Below are 18446 nucleotides of genomic sequence, written 5' to 3' on the forward strand. Positions count from 1 at the left end.
ACCGCCGCCCCCCCCCCCCCCCCCCCCCCCCCCCCCCCCCCCCCCCCCCCCCCCCCCCCCCCCCCCCCCCCCCCCCCCCCCCCCCCCCCCCACCCCGGGGTCAGGTCAGGGTCACTTCACGGGCGTGAAGTCCCTCGCCCCGATGAACTCCGGCCGCCGTACGGGAGCCGAGAACGGCTCCACGGCCTCGTTCTCCACGCTGTTGAACACGATGAAGACGTTGCTGCGCGGGAACGGGGTGATGTTGTCGCCCGACCCGTGCATGGCGTTGCAGTCGAACCAGGTCGCCGAACCGGCCCGCCCGGTGAACAGCTTGATGCCGTACTGGGAGGCCATGGCCGTCAGCGCCTCGTCCGAGGGCGTGCCCGCGTCCTGCATCTGCAGCGACTTCTTGTAGTTGTCCTTCGGCGTGGCCCCCGCACACCCGAGGAAGGTGCGGTGGGACCCGGGCATGATCATCAGCCCGCCGTTGGTGTCGTAGTTCTCGGTCAGCGCGATCGAGACGGACACCGTGCGCATGTTCGGCAGACCGTCCTCGGCGTGCCAGGTCTCGAAGTCCGAGTGCCAGTAGAAGCCGGACGCGCCGAAGCCGGGCTTGACGTTGATCCGCGACTGGTGGACGTACACGTCCGAGCCGAGGATCTGCCGGGCCCGCCCGACGACCCGCTCGTCGCGCACCAGCGCGGCGAACAGCTGGCTGATCTTGTGGACCTCGAAGACCGACCGGATCTCCTTGGACTGCGGCTCGATGATCGACCGCTCGTCGGCGCGGATCTCCGGATCGGCGACGAGCCGGTTCAGCTCGTCCCGGTAGACGGCGACCTCGTCGTCCGTGATGAGCTGCTCGACGGCGAGGAAGCCGTCCCGCTCGTACGCCTCCAGGTCACCGGCGGCGATCGGGCCGGGCGTGCCCGGCGCCCCCCAGACGACGGGGTCCTGCCGGGGGACGGACACCTCGGTGGCTCCGCGGCTGGGGTACAGATCAGTGGCGATGGTCGTGGTCATGATCCTTCACACCTCCTCGGGTTCGGTGAGCAGCGGGTAGACGCCGTTCTCGTCGTGGTCCTCCCGTCCGGTCACGGGCGGGTTGAACACGCAGATGCAGCGGAAGTCCTCCTTGATGCGCAGCGTGTGCCGCTCGTGACCGTCGAGGAGGTACATGGTGCCGGGCGTGATGGTGTGCGCCTGCCCGGTCTCGTGGTCGGTCAGCTCGGCCTCGCCCTCGACACAGACGACGGCCTCGATGTGGTTGGCGTACCACATGGACGTCTCGGTCCCGGCGTACAGAACCGTCTCGTGCAGCGAGAAGCCGACCCTCTCCTTGGCGAGCACGATGCGTTTGCTCTCCCAGGTGCCGGACGCCGACCTCACATGCCGGTCGGTTCCTTCGATGTCCTTGAACGAACGGACGATCACGGGGTGCGATGCCTCCTCGTTAGATGGTTTCCCGTACGGCGCGGGCGAGGACGCGCATGCCCTCGTCCAGCTCCTCGGGCGTGATGGTGAGGGCGGGGAGCAGTTTGAGGACCTCGCTCTCCGGACCCGAGGTCTCGACGAGGAGCCCGAGCTCGAAGGCGCGCTTCGCGACGCGCCCCGCGCGGTCCTTGTCGTGGAACTCCATGCCCCAGACCAGGCCGCGGCCGCGGTACTCCTTGACGTCGGCCAGGTTCTCCTCGGTGATCGCGATGAGCCCCTGCTCGACCTGCTCGCCGCGCGCCTGCGTCTGCTTCTCCATGGCGGAGCCGTCGGCCCAGTACGTCTCCAGGGCGGCGGTGGCGGTGACGAACGCCGGGTTGTTGCCGCGGAAGGTGCCGTTGTGCTCGCCCGGCTCCCAGACGTCCAGCTCGGGCTTGAACAGGCACAGCGACATGGGCAGTCCGTAGCCGCTGATGGACTTGGACACGGTGACGATGTCGGGCACGATCCCCGCCTCCTCGAAGGAGAAGAAGGCGCCCGTACGACCGCAGCCCATCTGGATGTCGTCGACGATCAGCAGCATGTCCTGGCGCTCGCACAGCTCGGACAGCGCACGCAGCCACTCCGGGCGCGCGACGTTGATGCCGCCCTCGCCCTGCACGGTCTCGACGATCACGGCGGCGGGCTTGTTGAGGCCCGAGCCCTGGTCCTCCAGGAGCCGCTCGAACCAGAGGAAGTCCTCCACCGTGCCGTCGAAGTAGTTGTCGAACGGCATCGGGGTGCCGTGCACGAGCGGGATGCCCGCGCCGGCGCGCTTGAAGGCGTTGCCGGTGACGGCGAGCGACCCCAGCGACATGCCGTGGAAGGCGTTGGTGAACGACACGATGGCCTCGCGGCCCTTGACCTTCCGCGCCAGCTTCAGCGCGGACTCCACGGCGTTGGTGCCGGTCGGCCCCGGGAACATGACCTTGTACGGCAGGTCACGCGGACGCAGGACGAGGTCCTGGAAGGTCTGCAGGAAGGAGCGCTTGGCCACGGTCGACATGTCCAGACCGTGGGTGACGCCGTCGCGCAGCAGGTAGTCGACCAACGCCCGTTTCAGCACGGGGTTGTTGTGGCCGTAGTTGAGTGACCCGGCGCCGGCGAAGAAGTCGAGGTAGCTGTGGCCGTCCTCGTCGTACATGCGGCTGCCGCTGGCACGGTCGAAGATGGTGGGCCAGCCGCGGCAGTAGCTGCGCACCTCGGACTCCACGGTTTCGAAGACGCTGAGGTCGGGCTGGGTGATGGTCACGGCGAATCGCTCCTCAATACGACGGGCGGATGTCAACGGGTGAAGGCCAACGGGCCGATCTGGTACAGGACTTCGGGATCGTGCGGGCCGTCCGGGAACTGCTCCCGGTCGAACAGGACCGTCCGCTCGACGACGGCGCCGTGCCGGGCGGCGAACGACGTGAACAGGCGCTCGGAGGCGGTGTTGCCCGGCGTGATCGTCGTCTCGACGGATGTCACACCGTGTTCGGCCATGACGCGCGCGGTCACCCCGTCGAGCAGCCGGGCGGCGAGCCCCCGCCCCCGCTGCGCGGCGTCGACGGCGACCTGCCACACGAGGAGGGTCCCGGGACGCTCCGGACGCAGGTAGCCGGTGAGGAAGCCGACGGGCTCGCCGTCGACCCCACGGGCCACCACCGACGTACCGGCGAAGTCGCGACACCACAGCAGATAGCTGTAGGAGGAGTTCAGGTCGAGAGAACCGGACTCCTTGGCAATCCGCCAGAGCGCGGCCCCGTCGGCCACCGTCGGGTGGTCTATGTGTAGGTCTGCTGGTGCGGCAGTCATGCGAATTGAATTTACCCAGGGAAATTCAAAATTGCATTGCCGCTCGGGGTTACGTGCGGAGGGTCTATGTGTTATCGCGCGTGCGGGAGCGGGCGCGCGGGAATGTCATGAATGCCCGGATTTGTTCGCACCAAAAGGCGCAAAATGCCTCACCTGTGGAACGCGTCACAGGAGCGTAACCCTCACGGAATCTGCCCGAATCACCCCACTCGGCGTTCGCAGAATCTTTGCGTTTAGGTGCGAGGAAAGCGGGCAGAAGAAAGTGGGAAGCTACCCCTGTAAAGAATTCCAGAATTACTTTTTATTTAGACTCCGGTAACTCCGTCGATGCGTTCTCGAAGGATGTCCGCGTGACCGTTGTGCCGGGCGTACTCCTCGATCAGATGAATGAGCACCCAGCGCAGACTGACCTCGAGACCGGCCATCGGACCATCGGCGATCCGCCCGGAGTCCTCCAGCGACCGCCCGGCGCACACCTCCCGCCCCCGCGCGATCTCCCGCCGCCAGACCGCCAACGCCTCGTCGAGCCCCCGCCCCGGCACAAGCGCGTACCCGGTCTCCTCCTCGAACACCGGCGGTATGTCCGGCTCCGAGAACGTCCGCTGGAACCAGTTCCGCTCGACCTCTGCGAGGTGTTGCACCAGCCCGAGCAGTGTCAGCCCCGACGGCTCGGCGGACGCCAGCCGTACCTGCGCGTCGTCCAGCCCACGGCACTTGAGCTCCAGCGTGGCGCGATGGAAGTCGAGCCAGCTCTCGAGCATGGGGCGCTCGTCGCCGGTCAGGAGGGGGATGGGGCGGCCGTCGGGGAGAGTCCCGGGAGTCTTGGTGGTCATGTGGCGAGCATCCCAGGACTCACTGACAGCGGTGCCGCCTTCAGCTGCGGGCGGACCTCACCGCCACGCGTCCTCGACCGCCCCGAGTGCCGCCCCCAGGTCCACCACCAGCCCCTTGCCCGCGAGTGCCCCGCCCAGCGCCGCCAGGCAGCTGCGCACCGCTCCCGGTGCCGCGTCCGGGCCGTAGTGGTTGACGCGGATCATCTCCTTGGCCAGGGTGCCGCCGCCCGCGGCCAGCGGCAGGGCCGGGTCGGCCTCCAGGGCCCTGGCCACCAGCTCCGACGCCACGACCCCCGACGGCGCCCGCAGCGTGGTGGCGACGGGGGCCGCGTCCCGCGCCTCGTGCACATACGGTGCGAGTCCGCCCAGGGCCACCGCCCCCGCCCGCGTGCCCGCCGCGGCGCGCGCGTGCCGGGCCATCACCGCGTCCAGTCCCGCCGCCTCGATCCGCTCGACACACGCCTCCAGCCCCAGCATCTCCAACTGGGCCGGCGCGTGCGGCAGGGCCTTGCGGCCGCCGTCGATCCAGCGCTCCTTCCAGTCCAGGAGGGAGAGGTACGACCGGCGCGGCGCCTTCGGGTTGGCCGCCATCCGCGCCCACGCCCGCTCGCTCACCGACACCGCCGACACACCCGCCGGACCGCCCATCGCCTTCTGCGCGCCTATCACGCACAGGTCCACGCCCCACGCGTCCGGCAGCACCGGCTCGGCCCCGACAGAGGCGACCGCGTCCAGGTAGAACAGCGCGCCGTGCTCCCGCACCACCTCGCCGATCTCCGCGACCGGGTTGGTGTTGCCGGTCGCGGCCTCCGCGTGCACCAGCGACACGAAGTCGATGCCGGGGTGCTCGGCGAAGGCCTCCCGGATCTGCTCGGCGGTGACGGCCGTGTGGAACGGCACCGCCAGGTCGATCACCGTCGCACCGCAGTCCCGCAACCAGTCACCGAAGGTCTGCCCGTACGGGCCCGTGATGACGTTCAGCGCCGTCGTGCCCGGGCCGGCCGCGCCCCGGATCGCGCCCTCCAGCGGCAGCAGGGCCTCGCCCTGCATGATCACGACGTCCTGCCGGGTGTCGAGCAGTCGCGCCACCCGGTCCTCGATCGAGGCGAAGCGGGCGGCGCTCAGCGGGGTCAGGTCCAGGAACGGGTGCGTCACGGCGGTGCTCTCTTCAACTCACGGGGTAGAGGTGACGAGACTAACCGGCACGCACCTGACCCCTGGACTGGCGACTTCGTAGGTCGAGCGACTCCCCAACCATCGGTTTGGTTTGAGAGACTCAAACTTCTCCTTATGATCGGACCTACAGTTCCCCCACAGGAAGGCCCGCCGTGAACACGCTCCTCGGGCGTCGCACCCGTGTCCTGGCCGCCACCACCGCGACGGCAGGTCTCCTGCTCGTGGCCGCCTGCACGTCCACCGACGACGGCGGCTCGAAGACCGCCGCGGGCGGGGTCGAGCTGGTCAAGGCGGGCAAGCTCACCACCTGCACGCACCTGCCGTATCCGCCGTTCCAGTCGGAGATCGACGGCAAGGTGCAGGGCTTCGACGTCTCCCTCATCGACCTGGTCGCCAAGGACCTGGGCGTGAAGCAGGCGATCCTCGACACCCCCTTCGAGAACTTCAAGACGGGCGCCTTCCTCAACTCCGGTGAGTGCGACCTCGCCGCGGCCGGCATGACCATCACCGAGGAGCGCAAGAAGAACGTCGACTTCTCCGACCCGTACTTCGACGCCACCCAGGCCGTCCTCGTCGACAAGAAGAGCGGCGTGAACTCCCTCGCCGACGTCAAGTCCAAGAAGGTCAAGCTCGGCGCCCAGGCGCAGACCACCGGCGAGGACTACGCCAGGAGCAAGGGCTTCGACCCGGTCTCCTTCGAGTCCTCCGACGCCGTCCTCAACGGCCTGCGCACCGGCCAGGTCAAGGCGGTCATCATCGACTACCCGGTCGTCCAGGGCTGGCTCAAGGACAAGGCCAACGCGGACGCCTACAAGGTGGTCGACAACCTCAACACCGGTGAGCAGTACGGCTTCACGGTGAAGAAGGGCAACGCCAAGCTCGTCGCCGCCATCAACAAGGCGCTCGCCGACGCCAAGGCCGACGGCACCTACAAGGAGCTGTACGAGAAGTGGATCGGCCCGTACGACGCGTCCGCCGCCTCACCGTCCGCCTCCTGACCCCATGACCGACACAGACGTACGACTCACGCCCAAGAAGAAGGGCCTGACCCGCCGGCAGAAGCGGAGTGTCTCCCGCGGGGTGCAGTACGCCGTCTTCGTCGCCGCCGTGATCGCCTTCGCGGTCTCGGCGGACTGGGGGCGGCTGCAGAACCAGTTCGCGCAGGCCGACATCGCCGAGCGGATGTTCCCCGACGTCATCACGCTGGCGCTGAAGAACACCGTGCTGTACACGGTGTCCGGCTTCGTTGTCGGACTGGCTCTCGGCATGGTGATCGCGCTGATGCGGCTGTCGTCCGTGGGCCCCTACCGGTGGCTCGCCGGCATCTACATCGAGATCTTCCGCGGCCTGCCCGCCCTGCTGATCTTCATCTTCATCGGCGTGGCCGTGCCGCTCGCCTTCCCCGGCACGGAGATCGTCGGCGGCACCTACGGCAAGGTCGCCCTCGCGCTCGGCCTGGTGGCGGCCGCGTACATGGCGGAGACGATCCGCGCCGGCATCCAGGCGGTGCCCAAGGGCCAGATGGAGGCCGCCCGCTCCCTGGGCTTCTCACCGGCCCGCGCGATGATCTCGATCATCATCCCGCAGGCGTTCAGGATCATCCTCCCGCCGCTCACCAACGAACTGGTGCTGCTGTTCAAGGACTCCTCCCTGGTGCTGTTCCTCGGCGTCACCCTGGAGGAGCGCGAACTGTCCAAGTACGGGCGCGACCTGGCCAGCCAGACCGCCAACTCCACGCCGATCCTCGTCGCCGGCCTGTGCTACCTGCTCGTGACCATCCCGCTCGGCTTCGTCGTACGCCGTATGGAGGCCAAGGCCCAGGAGGCCGTGAAATGAGCCGACCCGAGATCGACGTACGCGGGCTGCACAAGTCCTTCGGCGACAACGAGGTGTTGCGGGGCATCGACCTGGAGATCACCCAGGGCGAGGTCGTCTGTGTCATCGGCCCGTCGGGGTCGGGCAAGTCGACGCTGCTGCGCTGCGTGAACCTCCTGGAGGAGCCGACGAAGGGCCAGGTCTTCGTGGGCGGCGCCGAACTGACCGACCCCGATGTCGACATCGACGCGGCCCGTCGCCGCATCGGCATGGTCTTCCAGCAGTTCAACCTCTTCCCGCACCTCACGGTGACCGAGAACCTGACCCTGCCCCAGCGCCGGGTGCTCAGGCGGGACAAGGCCCAGGCCGCGAAGGTGGCGGCGGAGAACCTGGAACGGGTGGGGCTGTCCGAGAAGGCGAACGCCTACCCCTCCTCCCTCTCCGGCGGCCAGCAGCAGCGCGTCGCGATCGCCCGCGCCCTCGCGATGGGCCCCTCGGTGATGCTGTTCGACGAGCCGACGTCGGCGCTCGACCCGGAGCTCGTGGGCGACGTACTGGCGGTCATGCGCATGCTGGCGAACGAGGGCATGACGATGATGGTCGTGACCCACGAGATGACCTTCGCCCGCGAGGTCGCCGACCGGGTCGTCTTCATGGACGACGGCGTGATCGTCGAGGACGGCACCCCCGCCCAGGTCATCGGCGACCCCACCCACGACCGCACCCGCCACTTCCTCTCCCGTCTCCTCGACCCCGCGATGGCGGACGTGGAGGAGGAGACCTCGGAGCAGGCGCGCAAGACGACTGACTAGGGTGCGGTACATGAGCGATCGCGCGGTGCTGCACGTGAAGGGCCGGGTTCTGGTCGGCCCCGAGGATGTCCGGGACGAGCTGTGGGTCGTCGACGGCCGGATCTCCTACGACCGGCCCGCGGGCGCCCGCGACGTCCGCACGGTGGAGGGCTGGGCCCTGCCCGGCCTGGTCGACGCCCACTGCCACGTGGGCCTGGGCGCACACGGCCCGGTCGACACGGACGTCGCCGAGAAGCAGGCGCTGACCGACCGCGAGGCCGGCACCCTGCTGATCCGCGACGCGGGCTCGCCCTCCGACACCCGCTGGATCGACGACCGCGAGGACCTGCCGAAGATCATCCGAGCGGGCCGGCACATCGCCCGCACCCGACGCTACATCCGGGGCTACGCCCACGAGATCGAACCGGACGACCTGGTGGCGTACGTCGCCCAGGAGGCCCGCCGGGGCGACGGCTGGGTGAAGCTGGTCGGCGACTGGATCGACCGCGAGGTGGGCGACCTGTCGCCCTGCTGGCCGCGGGCCGCGGTCGAGGCGGCTATAGCGGAGGCCCACCGCCTCGGCGCCCGGGTCACCGCCCACTGCTTCGCCGAGAACTCACTGAGGGACCTCGTCGAGTCGGGCATCGACTGCGTCGAGCACGCCACGGGCCTCACCGACGACCTGATTCCGCTCTTCGTGGAGCGTGGCGTGGCGATCGTGCCGACCCTGGTCAACATCGCGACCTTCCCCTCGCTCGCCGACGGCGGCGAGTCGAAGTACCCCCGTTGGTCGGCCCACATGCGGCGCCTGCACGAACGCCGCTACGACACCGTCCGCAACGCCTACGACGCCGGCATCCCGGTGTACGTCGGCACGGACGCGGGCGGCAGTCTGCCCCACGGCTTGGTCGCCGCCGAGGTCGCCGAACTGGTCACGGCCGGCATCCCCCGGGTCGACGCGCTCGCGGCGACCGCCTGGGCGGCCCGCGGATGGCTCGGCCGACCCGGGCTGGAGGAGGGCGCGGCGGCTGACCTCGTCGTCTACGAGAGCGATCCGCGTGCGGACGTACGGGTGCTGGCGTCTCCGCGCCGGGTGGTACTCGACGGACGGGTCGTCGACTAGAGCGACCAGAAAGACCCGGCGGACTCCGAAAACTTTCGAGAAGCGGCGGCCGTTCCGGGTCAGGGCTGTTGACTGCCCAATGCGGCCGCCGATCCCGACGCCCTGCCCGACATCATCAACCTCTTCTCCGGATTCGTCCTGCCCCGCGAGTCCGAGTTCGTGCAGCGGTGGGCCGAGGACCTCACGCCGTACCTGTCCGGTGAGGCGATCGCCGACCACCCCAACCTGGCCAACATCCCCCTGGAAGGACATGGGCCGCGTCGGCGGCCGCATCTACGGCATCCCGCTGGAGCGCCCGCTGCCCGGCTCCACTCTCTGGCTCAACCAGGGCATGTTCACCGACGCGGGCATGAAGGAGGGCTGGACCGCCGGCGACTTCGCCGCCGTGGCCAAGCGGGCCACCGGAGGCAAGCGGTACGCGCTCGGCGCTGGAGGGGCTGGTGCCCTACGCGTCCCCGGGGCTCGCGCAGTACCGGTTGCCCGGGCCGCCCAGTCACTCCGGGGCCTGGTCCGACGGGCTGGAAGGGTTCGCGCGTTCCTTCCTCCTTGCGGCCTTCCGTATCGCCGGTTCGAGCGGCCGCGTGGGCCCTGCCCTCATCGAGCGGTACGCCGCCGGGCTCGCCGCCGGCACCGATCCGTACCATCCCGAACACTGGCCGCCGATCACCGACCGCGCTCAGCCGATGGTCGAGGCCGCGTCGATCGCCGTCGCCCTGCACGAGTCACGCCCCTGGCTGTGGGACCACCTCGACGACCCCGTCCGGGCGCAGGTCGCCGACTGGCTGGGCGGGTTCGTCGGTGCGGAGGTCAACGACTCCAACTGGCGGCTGTTCCAAGTCATCGTGGAGGAGTTCCTCGCTTCCGTCGGCGCCCCGTACCGCCGTGCCGAGATCGACGCGGGGCTCGCCCGGCTCGACGACTGGCATCGGGGCGGGGGCTGGTACACCGACGGTGACGGCAAGAAGTTCGACTACTACAACGCCTGGGCGCTGCATCTGTATCCGGTGCTGTGGGCGCGGATCGCGGACGCCGGCACGGTGGCCCGGCACCGGGCGAGACTGAGTGAGTTCCTCACCGCGCACCAGTACTTCTTCGGCTCCGACGGCGCTCCGGTCCATCAGGGCCGCTCCCTGACGTACCGGTTCGCGACCACCGCCCCGCTGTGGGCGGGCGCGCTGGCCGACGCCACGCCGCTGCCGCCCGGTCGTACCCGCCGCCTCGCGTCGGGCGCGCTGAAGCACTTCGCCGAGCAGGGCGCGCCCGACGAGCGGGGACTGCTCAGCCTCGGCTGGTACCGGCCCTTCCTCCCCGTCACCCAGCGCTACTCCGGGCCCGCCTCCCCGTACTGGGCGAGCAAGGCGTTCCTCGGTCTGCTGCTGCCCGCCGAGCATCCTGTGTGGGCGGCGCCGGAGGAGGCGGCACCCGTGGACACGGCCGACACCACCCTCGCGCTGTCCGCTCCGGGCTGGCTGCTGCACTCGACCGCCGCCGACGGGATCGTACGGCTCGTCAACCACGGCAGCGACCGGCTCCCGCCCTCGCCCGCCACGGCCGACGACGGCCCTCACTACGCCCGTCTCGCCTACTCCAGTGTCACCGCGCCCGAGACTCCGGGGACGGCCACGGGCCCCGACAACCACATCGCCCTGCTCGCCGCCGACGGCACGCCGTCCCCGCGAGGCCGCATCCATCCCCTCGGCGCCGAGGGCCGCCGGGCGGCTTCGTGGCACCGGGCACGGGTGCCGGAGGACACCGGTGAGGGGCACCGCATCGAGACCGTGAGCGTGGTGCACGGGCCGTGGGAAGTGCGGGTGCACCGTCTCGACGCGCCCCCCGGCACATCCGTGCGGGAGGGCGGCTGGGCCGTCGCCGACGACACCGTGGCGCCGGTGGGGGAGACCGGCCCCGCGCTGGCCGTCGCCCGCCGTGCGGACGGTCTGACCAGCGCGCTCGTCGGCCTCTACGGCTGGGGCGACACCGAGGACACGGTCATCCAGGACGTCGACGCCAACGCCGTCGGCCGCTGCTCGGCGACACCCGTCCTCCAACGATCTGAGGGGGCAAGCCTGTTGGTCACCCTTGTACTGCTCAGCGCCGATCCGCCCGCCCGGTGGGCGGGTGCGAGCGCGCGGGTCGCGCCCGACGCAACGGTGACGATCCGCTTCCCGGACGCCACGACGGAGACCGTGCCGCCACCATCCTGAGCCCGCTCCCGCTCTCGCTCCCTCTCAGCCCGACGCCAGCGTGATCGCTTGGTCCAGTGCCTGCAGGAAACCGTTCACCGTCTGGCGGTCCCGGACCGCGAGCCGTAGCCATTCCTCGTGCAGGCCCGGGAAGGTGTCCCCGCGTCGGACCGCGTAGCCGAGGTCGCGCAGGTGGCGGCGGACGGCGGGGGCCCGGGGGAGTCGTATGAGGACGAAGGGGCCCTCGGCGGGCTCGGCCACCTGGACGCCGTCCGACGCGAACTCGGTGAGTCCGGCGACGAGGTGGGCCCGGTCCGCGGCGATGCGATGGGCCGCGTGGGCCGCCTCCGCCAGGGCCCGCGGGGAGACACACGCCTCCGCCGCGGCCAGTGCCGGCGTGGACACCGGCCACAGCGGCTGGGCCCGTTCCAGCTCCGCGATCGTCTCCGGGGCCGCCAGGACGTAGCCGATGCGCAGCCCGGCCAGGCCCCACGTCTTGGTGAGGCTGCGCAGGACGACCAGCCCGGGTACGTCCGTCCGGCCGGCCAGCGCCTCCCGCTCACCGGGTACGGCGTCCATGAACGCCTCGTCGACCACCAACGTCCGTCCGGGGCGGGCGAGTTCCGCGATGACGGCGGCCGGGTGCAGCACCGACGTCGGGTTCGTCGGGTTGCCGATCACCACCAGGTCGGCGTCCTCGGGGACCGCCGCCGGGTCCAGACGGAAGCCGTCCTGCTCGCGCAGCACCACCCGGTCGACGGAGTGGCCCGCGTCCCGCAGCGCCGCCTCCGGCTCCGTGAACTGCGGGTGCACCACGACAGGGCGGCGCACCTTCAGCGCCCGCGCCACCAGCACGAACGCCTCCGCCGCGCCCGCCGTCAGCAGCACGTGCTCCACCGGCAGTCCGTGCCGCGCCGCCACCGCCGCGCGCGCGGCCCGCCCGTCCGGGTAGGCCGCGAGAGCTGTCAGCGACTCGGCGATGTGCGCGCGCAGCCACTCCGGTGGGGTGTCCGCGCGGACGTTCACAGCGAGGTCGACCAGGGCCGAGCCGTCGTCGCGGACCTCGGCGTCCCCGTGGTGGCGCAGATCGTGCCCGTCAGTGTGCATGGGAGTGCGCGTGCCCTCCGTGATGGTGGTGATGCCCGTGACCGTGGTCGTGTCCGTCGTCGTCCGGGTGGAAGTGCGGCTGCTGGGGCAGCCCCACCTTGTCCTCGAACCCCGGCAACGCGATGCGGTACACGCACGAGTCGCAGTTCATCCGCAGATCGCCCTTCACGGCCTCCTCGTACCGCTCCATCACCAGGTCCAGCAGCTCCGGCTCGGGCCCGATGACGTCCGCCGACCGGACCTCGACCTCCGGGTGGGCGGCCGCCCAGCCCTCCGTCTGGTGCCGCACCCGGTCGGGCAGGATGCCCGTGAACAGGAAGTACGGCAGGACGACGATCCGCCTGGCACCCAGGCGCACGCACCGGTCCAGACCGCTCGGCACGTCCGGTGCCGCCAGCGAGACGAACGCCGTCTCCACACCCGCGTACCCGCGCCCCTCCCACAGCAGCCGCGCCGCCTTGAACACCTCGGCGTTGGCGTCCGGGTCGGTGGAGCCGCGGCCGACGAGCAGGACGGTCACGTCCGAGCGGTCCCCCGGCGTGCGCCCGGAAGACCCGAGGGCCTCATCCAGGCGTCGCTCCAGCACGCTCAGCAGCGCCGGGTGCGGGCCCAGCGGACGTCCGTACGTGTACGTGATCCCGGGGTGCCGCTCCTTCTCCCGGGCCAGCGCCGCCGGGATGTCCCCCTTGGCGTGCCCGGCGGCCACCAGCATCAGCGGAACGGCGGCGAAACGGCGTACCCCCCGCTCCACCAGCTCGGTCACCGCCTCACCCAGCGGCGGTGGGGACAGCTCGATGAAGCCGCCCGCGACGGGCAGTTCGGGGTGGCGGCGGCCCAACTCCCGTACGAAGTCGCGGAACGCCTCGGCTCCGGCATCGTCCCGGGTGCCATGGCCGGCGATGAGCAGGGCGGGCGGCGGGGTGGTCACGGTTGCTCCTCAGCAGAAAGGGGGTGGTACAGCAGGGCGTTCAGCGCGGCCGCGGCCACGGCCGAACCGCCCTTCTCGGACACGTTGCTCACGGCGGGCAGCCCGCTCTCGCGCAACGCGGCCTTGGACTCGGCCGCTCCGACGAACCCGACGGGCAGACCGATCACGAGCGCGGGGGAGGCGTCCAGCGTCAGCAACTCCTCCAGAGCGGTCGGCGCACAGCCGATCACCCACAGCGCACCGGGCCCGACCTGCTCGTAGGCGAGCCGGATCGCGTGCGCGGAACGGGTCAGCCCGGGACCGGCGGTGGCCTCCTTGAGGCGACAGACGGTCTCGCGCCGGGTGATCCCGGCCGCGACCATCTCCACGTCCACGACGACGGGCGCCCCCGAATGCAGGGCGACGTGCGCCTTCTCCAGGTCGCCCTCGTCCATGACGAGATCGCTCGCGTACTCCAGGTCGGCGGCGGAGTGGATGACCCGCTCCACGACCGCGCGGGTCAGCGGAGAAAAGTGCGAGGTGTCCAGGCGTGCGCGCAGCCGCCGGAAGGACTCCTGCTCGATCGGGTGGACCACACGGTTCACTTGGCTTCCTCCTGACCCGCGGCGGAGCCGCTCATCGATGCAGCGTCCTGCCATCGGTAGCCGCGCGGCGTCACCATGCGCCCCGCGATGTCCCGGGTCGCCGTGTTGCCGACAGTCACGACCGTCATCATGTCGACCGTCGCCGGGTCCAGGTCCGTGAGGGTGGTCACCCGGGCGGTCCCGTCCGGGCGTGAGGCGTTGCGTACGACACCCACCGGCGTCGTCGGCTCCCGGTGCTCGGCGAGGATCGCGAGCGCCTTCGGCAACTGCCAGTCCCGGCCCCGGGAACGGGGGTTGTAGAACGTGACCACGATGTCCGCCTCGGCCGCCGCCCGCACCCGCCGCTCGATGACCTCCCACGGCGTGTGCAGGTCGGACAGGCTGATCGACACATGGTCGTGCCCGAGCGGCGCACCGAGGAGCGCGGCCGCCGCGAGCGCGGCGGTGACACCGGGCACCCCGACCACGTCGATGTCGTCGGACGCCTCGGCCAGCGCGGGCGAGGCCATCGCGTACACGCCGGCGTCCCCGCTGCCGATGAGGGCGACCGCCTGCCCCTTCCGCGCCTCGGCCACAGCGGTCCGCGCCCGCTCCTCCTCCGCGCCCAGTCCCGACTCCAGGATCCGGGTACCGGGCCGCAGCAGATCGCGGATCTGGTCCACGTACTGGTCGAGCCCGACGAGCACGGACGCCCGCCGCAGCTCCGCCTTCGCGCGCGGCGTCAGCAGATCCCGGGCGCCGGGTCCCAGCCCGACGACCGCGAGCCGCCCCCGCGCGGGCCGCCGTACGACGGCACAGGTCGCCATCGCGGGCTGCCCGTCCTCCCGCGTCGACTTGCGCTTGGGAACGAGGAGTTCGCCCCCACCCACGAGCGCGGCGGCCTCGGCGACGGAGGGGGTGCCGACGGCCGCGAGGGGAGCCTCGGAGGGGTTCGGGACCTCGACCCCGGCCAACTCCTCGGCGGAGTGGGTCACCAGGGGAACCCCGAGACGCCGGGCGGCTTCCAGAATCCCCGGCTCCTCGGCCTTGGCATCCACGGTGGCGAGTTCGGCGATGCTACGAGGAGACAGCCCCGCGTCTCGCAGCGCGCCGCGGATCAGCTCCAGCACCTCCTCGCCGGGGGCACCCTTGGAGGCACCGACGCCGACGACGAGGGAGGGCGGGCGGAGGATCACTTGGGCGTCACCGGGGGCGAGAAGGCGGTCGGTGACGTGAATCGCCGGTCCTCGCCGTGCCGGGCGCCCCACGTTCGACGGCAGCGCGGGCAGAGGCCAGGCGAACTCCGAGTTCAGCTCGACGGGCTCACCATCGAGCACCGCTCGGGAGACCCCCGCGACATCCCCCTCGACGGGGAGCCCCAGCGTGTCCAGGCCGGCCACTCCGACCGCATCCGTCGCCGTGGTCACCACGGGCTCCGCCCCCAGCAACTCCCCCACCTCGACGGCGAGCTCGTTCGCCCCACCGCCGTGCCCCCCGACCAGGGAGACAGCGAACCGCCCGCCCTCGTCGACGCACACCACACCGGGGTCGGACGCCTTGTCACCCAACAGCGGCGCGACGAGCCGTACGACAGCCCCCGTCGCCAGGAAGCACACGAGCTGCTCGCACTCCGAGAACGCCCGCCGTACCGCGTCCCCGACGGGCCCGTCGTACACCCGCGTCCGCTCCGGCCAGGCCGCGGCCAGCCGGTCGCGCGCCGCCGCCCCCGCCGCGGTGGCGGAAATAAGGCCGATCACTGGGCAACTCCTTCTCGAAAGTCGGGGTCTTCGACACCTCTGACACCCCACAGCAGAAAAACAGGATTGGTGGCCGCCAGCCGGGTCACATCCCCCGGCAGCGGCGCGAGCCGCGAGGACTGCAACAGCACCCCGTCGCAGTCGAGCCCGGCACCCGTGAGCGCGGAACGCACCGCCGGCACCCGGTCCAGCGCGGCCAGGGCGACGACCACGGTCCGCCGGGCCCGGCGCGCGCACGCGCCGACGATGTCGGGCAGCTCGCGTCCGCCGCCCCCGACGAACACGGCGTCGGGATCGGCGAGTCCGCTCAGCGCGTCCGGCGCCACGCCCCGCACCACGTGCACGTCGACGCCGTGCGCGTCGGCGTTCGCACGGATCCGCCCGACACCGTCCCCGGCCTTCTCCACCGCGCTGACGGCGGCGCCGAGCCGCGCGCACTCCACGGCCACGGAACCCGAGCCGGACCCCACGTCCCAGACGAGATCGCCGGGGCGCGGTCCGAGCCGGGCCAGGGCGAGGGCCCGCACCTCGAACTTGGTGATCATCGAGTCGCGGTGCGCGAACGCGGACTCGTCCAGGGCCCATCCGGCGGGCCGTTCACCGGGTCCCGCGAGGGTCCGTACGGGACCGACCGACCGCGCCTCGTCCAGGCAGAGCACGACACTCACCGTCGTACCCCAGTCGCGCGCCGCGGCCTCGGCGGGGGAGACCCGCTCCACGCGTTCAGCCGAGGGGTCGCCCAGCGCGGACGCGACGACGAGGATCCGCCCGGGCGCGGTGCGCGCGAGCGCGGCGCCCAGCTCAGCCGGCCCGGCACCGGGCCCGGTCAGCACGGCGACCTTCGGATGCGCCCGGCAGACGTTGACGGCCGTACGCGGATCCCGCCCGTGCGCGCTGACCACGACGGCGTCGTCCCAGGTCAGCCCGAGTCGAGCGAACGCGGTGGCCACGGAGGACGCCCCCGGCCGCACCTCCAGGCGCTCTGCCCCGAACCGCTCGGCCAGCACCCGCACGATCCCGAAGAACCCGGGGTCCCCGGAGGCCAGCACGACGACCGGCCGCTCCTTGACGACGTACTCCTCGATGGCGTCGAGCGCGGGGGCGAGCGGCCCGAGCACGATCCGCTCGGCGGTCTCCGGCAGCCGTACGGCCTCCAGGTGCCGTCGCCCGCCCACGACCAGCTCGGCCCCGGCGAGGAGATGCTCGGCCTCCTCGGCCACCGGCGCGCCGGTGCCCGTACCGACGACCGTGATCACGTGCTCGCCCCGCGCTCGCGCAGCGCCCGGCGGGCCTGCGGGTCGGCCTTGCGGAAGCCGTGGAAGTGACCGGGGTGGTAGAGGTGCGAGCGGGTGCCGTGCGCGTCGAGGGCCGGGCCGACGAGGAACAGGGTGTGCTTCCAGAGCTTGTGCTCCTTGACGGTCTCCTCCAGCGTGCCGATCGTGCACCGCACGACCAGCTCCTCGGGCCAGGTCGCCTGGTAGGCGACCACGACCGGCGTGGACGTCGGATAGCCGCCCTCCAGCAGCTCCCGCACCAGCTGGCCGCTGCGGGCCGCCGACAGGAAGATCGCCATGGTCGTGCCGTGCTTGGCGAACTCCCGCACCTCCTCGCCCGGCGGCATCGGCGTCTTGCCGCCGCCGAGCCGGGTCAGGACCACGGACTGGGCGACCTCCGGGACGGTCAGCTCGCGCTGCGCGAGCGCGGCGACGGCGGAGAACGACGAGACACCCGGCACGATCTCCGTCTCGATGCCGATCTCGGCACACCGGTCGACCTGCTCCTGCGTGCCGCCCCACAGCGCGGGATCGCCGGAGTGGATCCGGGCGACCTTGAGCCCCTCGGCGAACGCCCGTTCGTACACGGCGACGACGTCCTCCAACGACATGGTCGCCGAGTCGAGGATCTCCGCGCCCTCGCGCGCGTGCTCGAGGACCTCCGCCTGGACCAGGCTCGCCGCCCAGATCACGACGTCGGCGTCGGAGATGGCACGCGCGGCACGGAACGTCAACAGGTCGGCGGCGCCGGGGCCGGCACCGACGAAGGTCACCTTGCCGGTGGGGGCATCGGCCATGAGAATCTGTCCTCTCCTACAAGTCCTACGAGCAAAGTCCTGCGAGTACGGCGGCTACGGCCGGGTGTGCGTCAGCGCGGGTCGATCGGATAGCAAGAGCACATGGCCGTCTTCGTCGCGCTCGGCGCGTTCCTGATGACGCTGGCCGGCGGCTGGACGGCACAGCGTGTGACGGACCGCCGTCACCTCGTGCTGGGCCTGGCCGGCGGCCTGATGCTGGGCGTGGTCGGCCTGGACCTGCTGCCGGAGGCCCTGGAGGCGGCCGGCCGGGAGATCCACGGCGTCCCCGCGGCCCTGCTCCTGTTCGTGGCCGGCTTCCTCCTGGCCCACCTGGTGGAACGCCTGCTGGCCCACCGCCAGGCCGCGCACGGAGGCGAGGAGGCAACCGGTCGCACGCCCGAAGTGGGTCTGACGGCCGCCGCCGCGATGGTGGGCCACAGCGCCATGGACGGCGTGGCGATCGGCGCGGCCTTCCAGGTGGGCGGCGGCATGGGCGTGGCGGTGGCCCTCGCGGTCATCGCGCACGACTTCGCGGACGGGTTCAACACCTACACACTCACCAGCCTGTACGGCAACGCCCGCCGCCGGGCGCTCGCCATGCTGTTCGCCGACGCGATCGCCCCGGTCGTGGGCGCGGCCTCGACCTCGTTCGTCACCATCCCGGAGCACGTGCTCGGCGGCTATCTGGGCCTCTTCGGCGGCGCGCTCCTCTACCTCGCCGCCGCCGAGATCCTCCCCGAGGCCCACCACGAACACCCCGCCCACTCGACCCTGCTGTGCACGGTCGCGGGCGTCGGCTTCATCTGGCTGGTGGTGGGCGTGGCCGGCTGAGCGCTTCACCCCGGCG

The 18446-nt window shown here is 71.6% G+C and carries 18 protein-coding genes; 6 read left to right on the forward strand and 12 right to left on the reverse strand.

Features of this window, described 5'->3' with window-relative positions:
- Positions 1-111 precede the first annotated feature (111 nt).
- The 6 genes from thpD to AC067M_RS31220 all read right to left on the reverse strand — a co-directional run bounded on the left by thpD (position 112) and on the right by AC067M_RS31220 (position 5240).
- Positions 112-1005 carry an ectoine hydroxylase gene (gene thpD / locus AC067M_RS31195; RefSeq protein WP_478700379.1) on the reverse strand — a complete coding sequence of 298 codons (894 nt, stop codon included), beginning with the start codon at positions 1003-1005 and terminating at the stop codon, positions 112-114.
- A gap of 6 nt (positions 1006-1011) precedes the next feature.
- Positions 1012-1416: an ectoine synthase gene (locus AC067M_RS31200; RefSeq protein WP_393624243.1), complete on the reverse strand. Its 405-nt coding sequence runs from the start codon at positions 1414-1416 to the stop codon at positions 1012-1014.
- Between the two features lie 19 nt (positions 1417-1435).
- A complete protein-coding gene (ectB, locus tag AC067M_RS31205; RefSeq protein ID WP_478700380.1) occupies positions 1436-2707 on the reverse strand; it encodes a diaminobutyrate--2-oxoglutarate transaminase in 1272 nt (423 codons plus the stop codon).
- Between the two features lie 32 nt (positions 2708-2739).
- Complete coding sequence (ectA, locus tag AC067M_RS31210; protein WP_478700381.1) at positions 2740-3252, reverse strand: diaminobutyrate acetyltransferase; 513 nt, start codon at positions 3250-3252, stop codon at positions 2740-2742.
- Between the two features lie 305 nt (positions 3253-3557).
- A complete protein-coding gene (locus AC067M_RS31215) occupies positions 3558-4085 on the reverse strand; it encodes a DinB family protein (protein WP_478700382.1) in 528 nt (175 codons plus the stop codon).
- A 57-nt stretch (positions 4086-4142) separates the two neighbouring features.
- The gene (locus tag AC067M_RS31220) at positions 4143-5240 is read right to left on the reverse strand and encodes a pyridoxal-phosphate-dependent aminotransferase family protein (protein ID WP_478700383.1); all 1098 of its coding nucleotides are present in this window, start codon (positions 5238-5240) and stop codon (positions 4143-4145) included.
- A gap of 173 nt (positions 5241-5413) precedes the next feature.
- Between AC067M_RS31220 and AC067M_RS31225 the strand changes: the two genes are divergently transcribed.
- The 5 genes from AC067M_RS31225 to AC067M_RS31245 all read left to right on the forward strand — a co-directional run bounded on the left by AC067M_RS31225 (position 5414) and on the right by AC067M_RS31245 (position 11194).
- Entirely contained in the window at positions 5414-6259 is an 846-nt protein-coding gene (locus AC067M_RS31225; protein ID WP_478700384.1) for a transporter substrate-binding domain-containing protein, read from the forward strand.
- 4 nt (positions 6260-6263) lie between these two features.
- Positions 6264-7097, forward strand: a complete 834-nt coding sequence (locus AC067M_RS31230) for an amino acid ABC transporter permease (protein ID WP_478700385.1) — start codon at positions 6264-6266, stop codon at positions 7095-7097.
- A complete protein-coding gene (locus AC067M_RS31235; RefSeq protein ID WP_478700386.1) occupies positions 7094-7888 on the forward strand; it encodes an amino acid ABC transporter ATP-binding protein in 795 nt (264 codons plus the stop codon). The genes AC067M_RS31230 and AC067M_RS31235 overlap by 4 nt, the downstream gene beginning before the upstream one ends.
- 10 nt (positions 7889-7898) lie before the next feature.
- On the forward strand, positions 7899-8990 hold the full coding sequence (locus AC067M_RS31240; RefSeq protein ID WP_478700387.1) for an amidohydrolase family protein: 1092 nt from the start codon (positions 7899-7901) through the stop codon (positions 8988-8990).
- A gap of 437 nt (positions 8991-9427) precedes the next feature.
- Positions 9428-11194: a DUF2264 domain-containing protein gene (locus AC067M_RS31245; protein ID WP_478700473.1), complete on the forward strand. Its 1767-nt coding sequence runs from the start codon at positions 9428-9430 to the stop codon at positions 11192-11194.
- Between the two features lie 24 nt (positions 11195-11218).
- Here AC067M_RS31245 and cobC read toward each other — a convergent pair whose 3' ends face one another.
- From cobC to cobM, 6 genes are read right to left on the reverse strand one after another with little or no spacing between them, the layout of a single operon-like run.
- A complete protein-coding gene (gene cobC, locus AC067M_RS31250) occupies positions 11219-12280 on the reverse strand; it encodes an Rv2231c family pyridoxal phosphate-dependent protein CobC (RefSeq protein WP_478700388.1) in 1062 nt (353 codons plus the stop codon).
- Positions 12270-13208, reverse strand: a complete 939-nt coding sequence (locus AC067M_RS31255; RefSeq protein ID WP_478700389.1) for a sirohydrochlorin chelatase — start codon at positions 13206-13208, stop codon at positions 12270-12272. The genes cobC and AC067M_RS31255 overlap by 11 nt, the downstream gene beginning before the upstream one ends.
- Positions 13205-13792, reverse strand: a complete 588-nt coding sequence (locus tag AC067M_RS31260) for a precorrin-8X methylmutase (protein ID WP_478700390.1) — start codon at positions 13790-13792, stop codon at positions 13205-13207. Before AC067M_RS31260 ends, AC067M_RS31255 begins: the two co-directional genes overlap by 4 nt.
- A complete protein-coding gene (gene cobJ / locus AC067M_RS31265) occupies positions 13789-15528 on the reverse strand; it encodes a precorrin-3B C(17)-methyltransferase (RefSeq protein ID WP_478700391.1) in 1740 nt (579 codons plus the stop codon). Before cobJ ends, AC067M_RS31260 begins: the two co-directional genes overlap by 4 nt.
- A complete protein-coding gene (cbiE, locus tag AC067M_RS31270; RefSeq protein ID WP_478700392.1) occupies positions 15525-16784 on the reverse strand; it encodes a precorrin-6y C5,15-methyltransferase (decarboxylating) subunit CbiE in 1260 nt (419 codons plus the stop codon). The genes cobJ and cbiE overlap by 4 nt, the downstream gene beginning before the upstream one ends.
- Complete coding sequence (gene cobM, locus AC067M_RS31275; RefSeq protein ID WP_478700393.1) at positions 16781-17599, reverse strand: precorrin-4 C(11)-methyltransferase; 819 nt, start codon at positions 17597-17599, stop codon at positions 16781-16783. The genes cbiE and cobM overlap by 4 nt, the downstream gene beginning before the upstream one ends.
- A gap of 102 nt (positions 17600-17701) precedes the next feature.
- Here cobM and AC067M_RS31280 point away from each other — a divergent pair, with 102 nt between their 5' ends.
- The gene (locus tag AC067M_RS31280; protein ID WP_478700394.1) at positions 17702-18430 is read left to right on the forward strand and encodes a ZIP family metal transporter; all 729 of its coding nucleotides are present in this window, start codon (positions 17702-17704) and stop codon (positions 18428-18430) included.
- The last annotated feature ends 16 nt before the right edge of the window (positions 18431-18446 follow it).

The sequence above is a fragment of the Streptomyces sp. NPDC043427 genome, assembly GCF_056436655.1.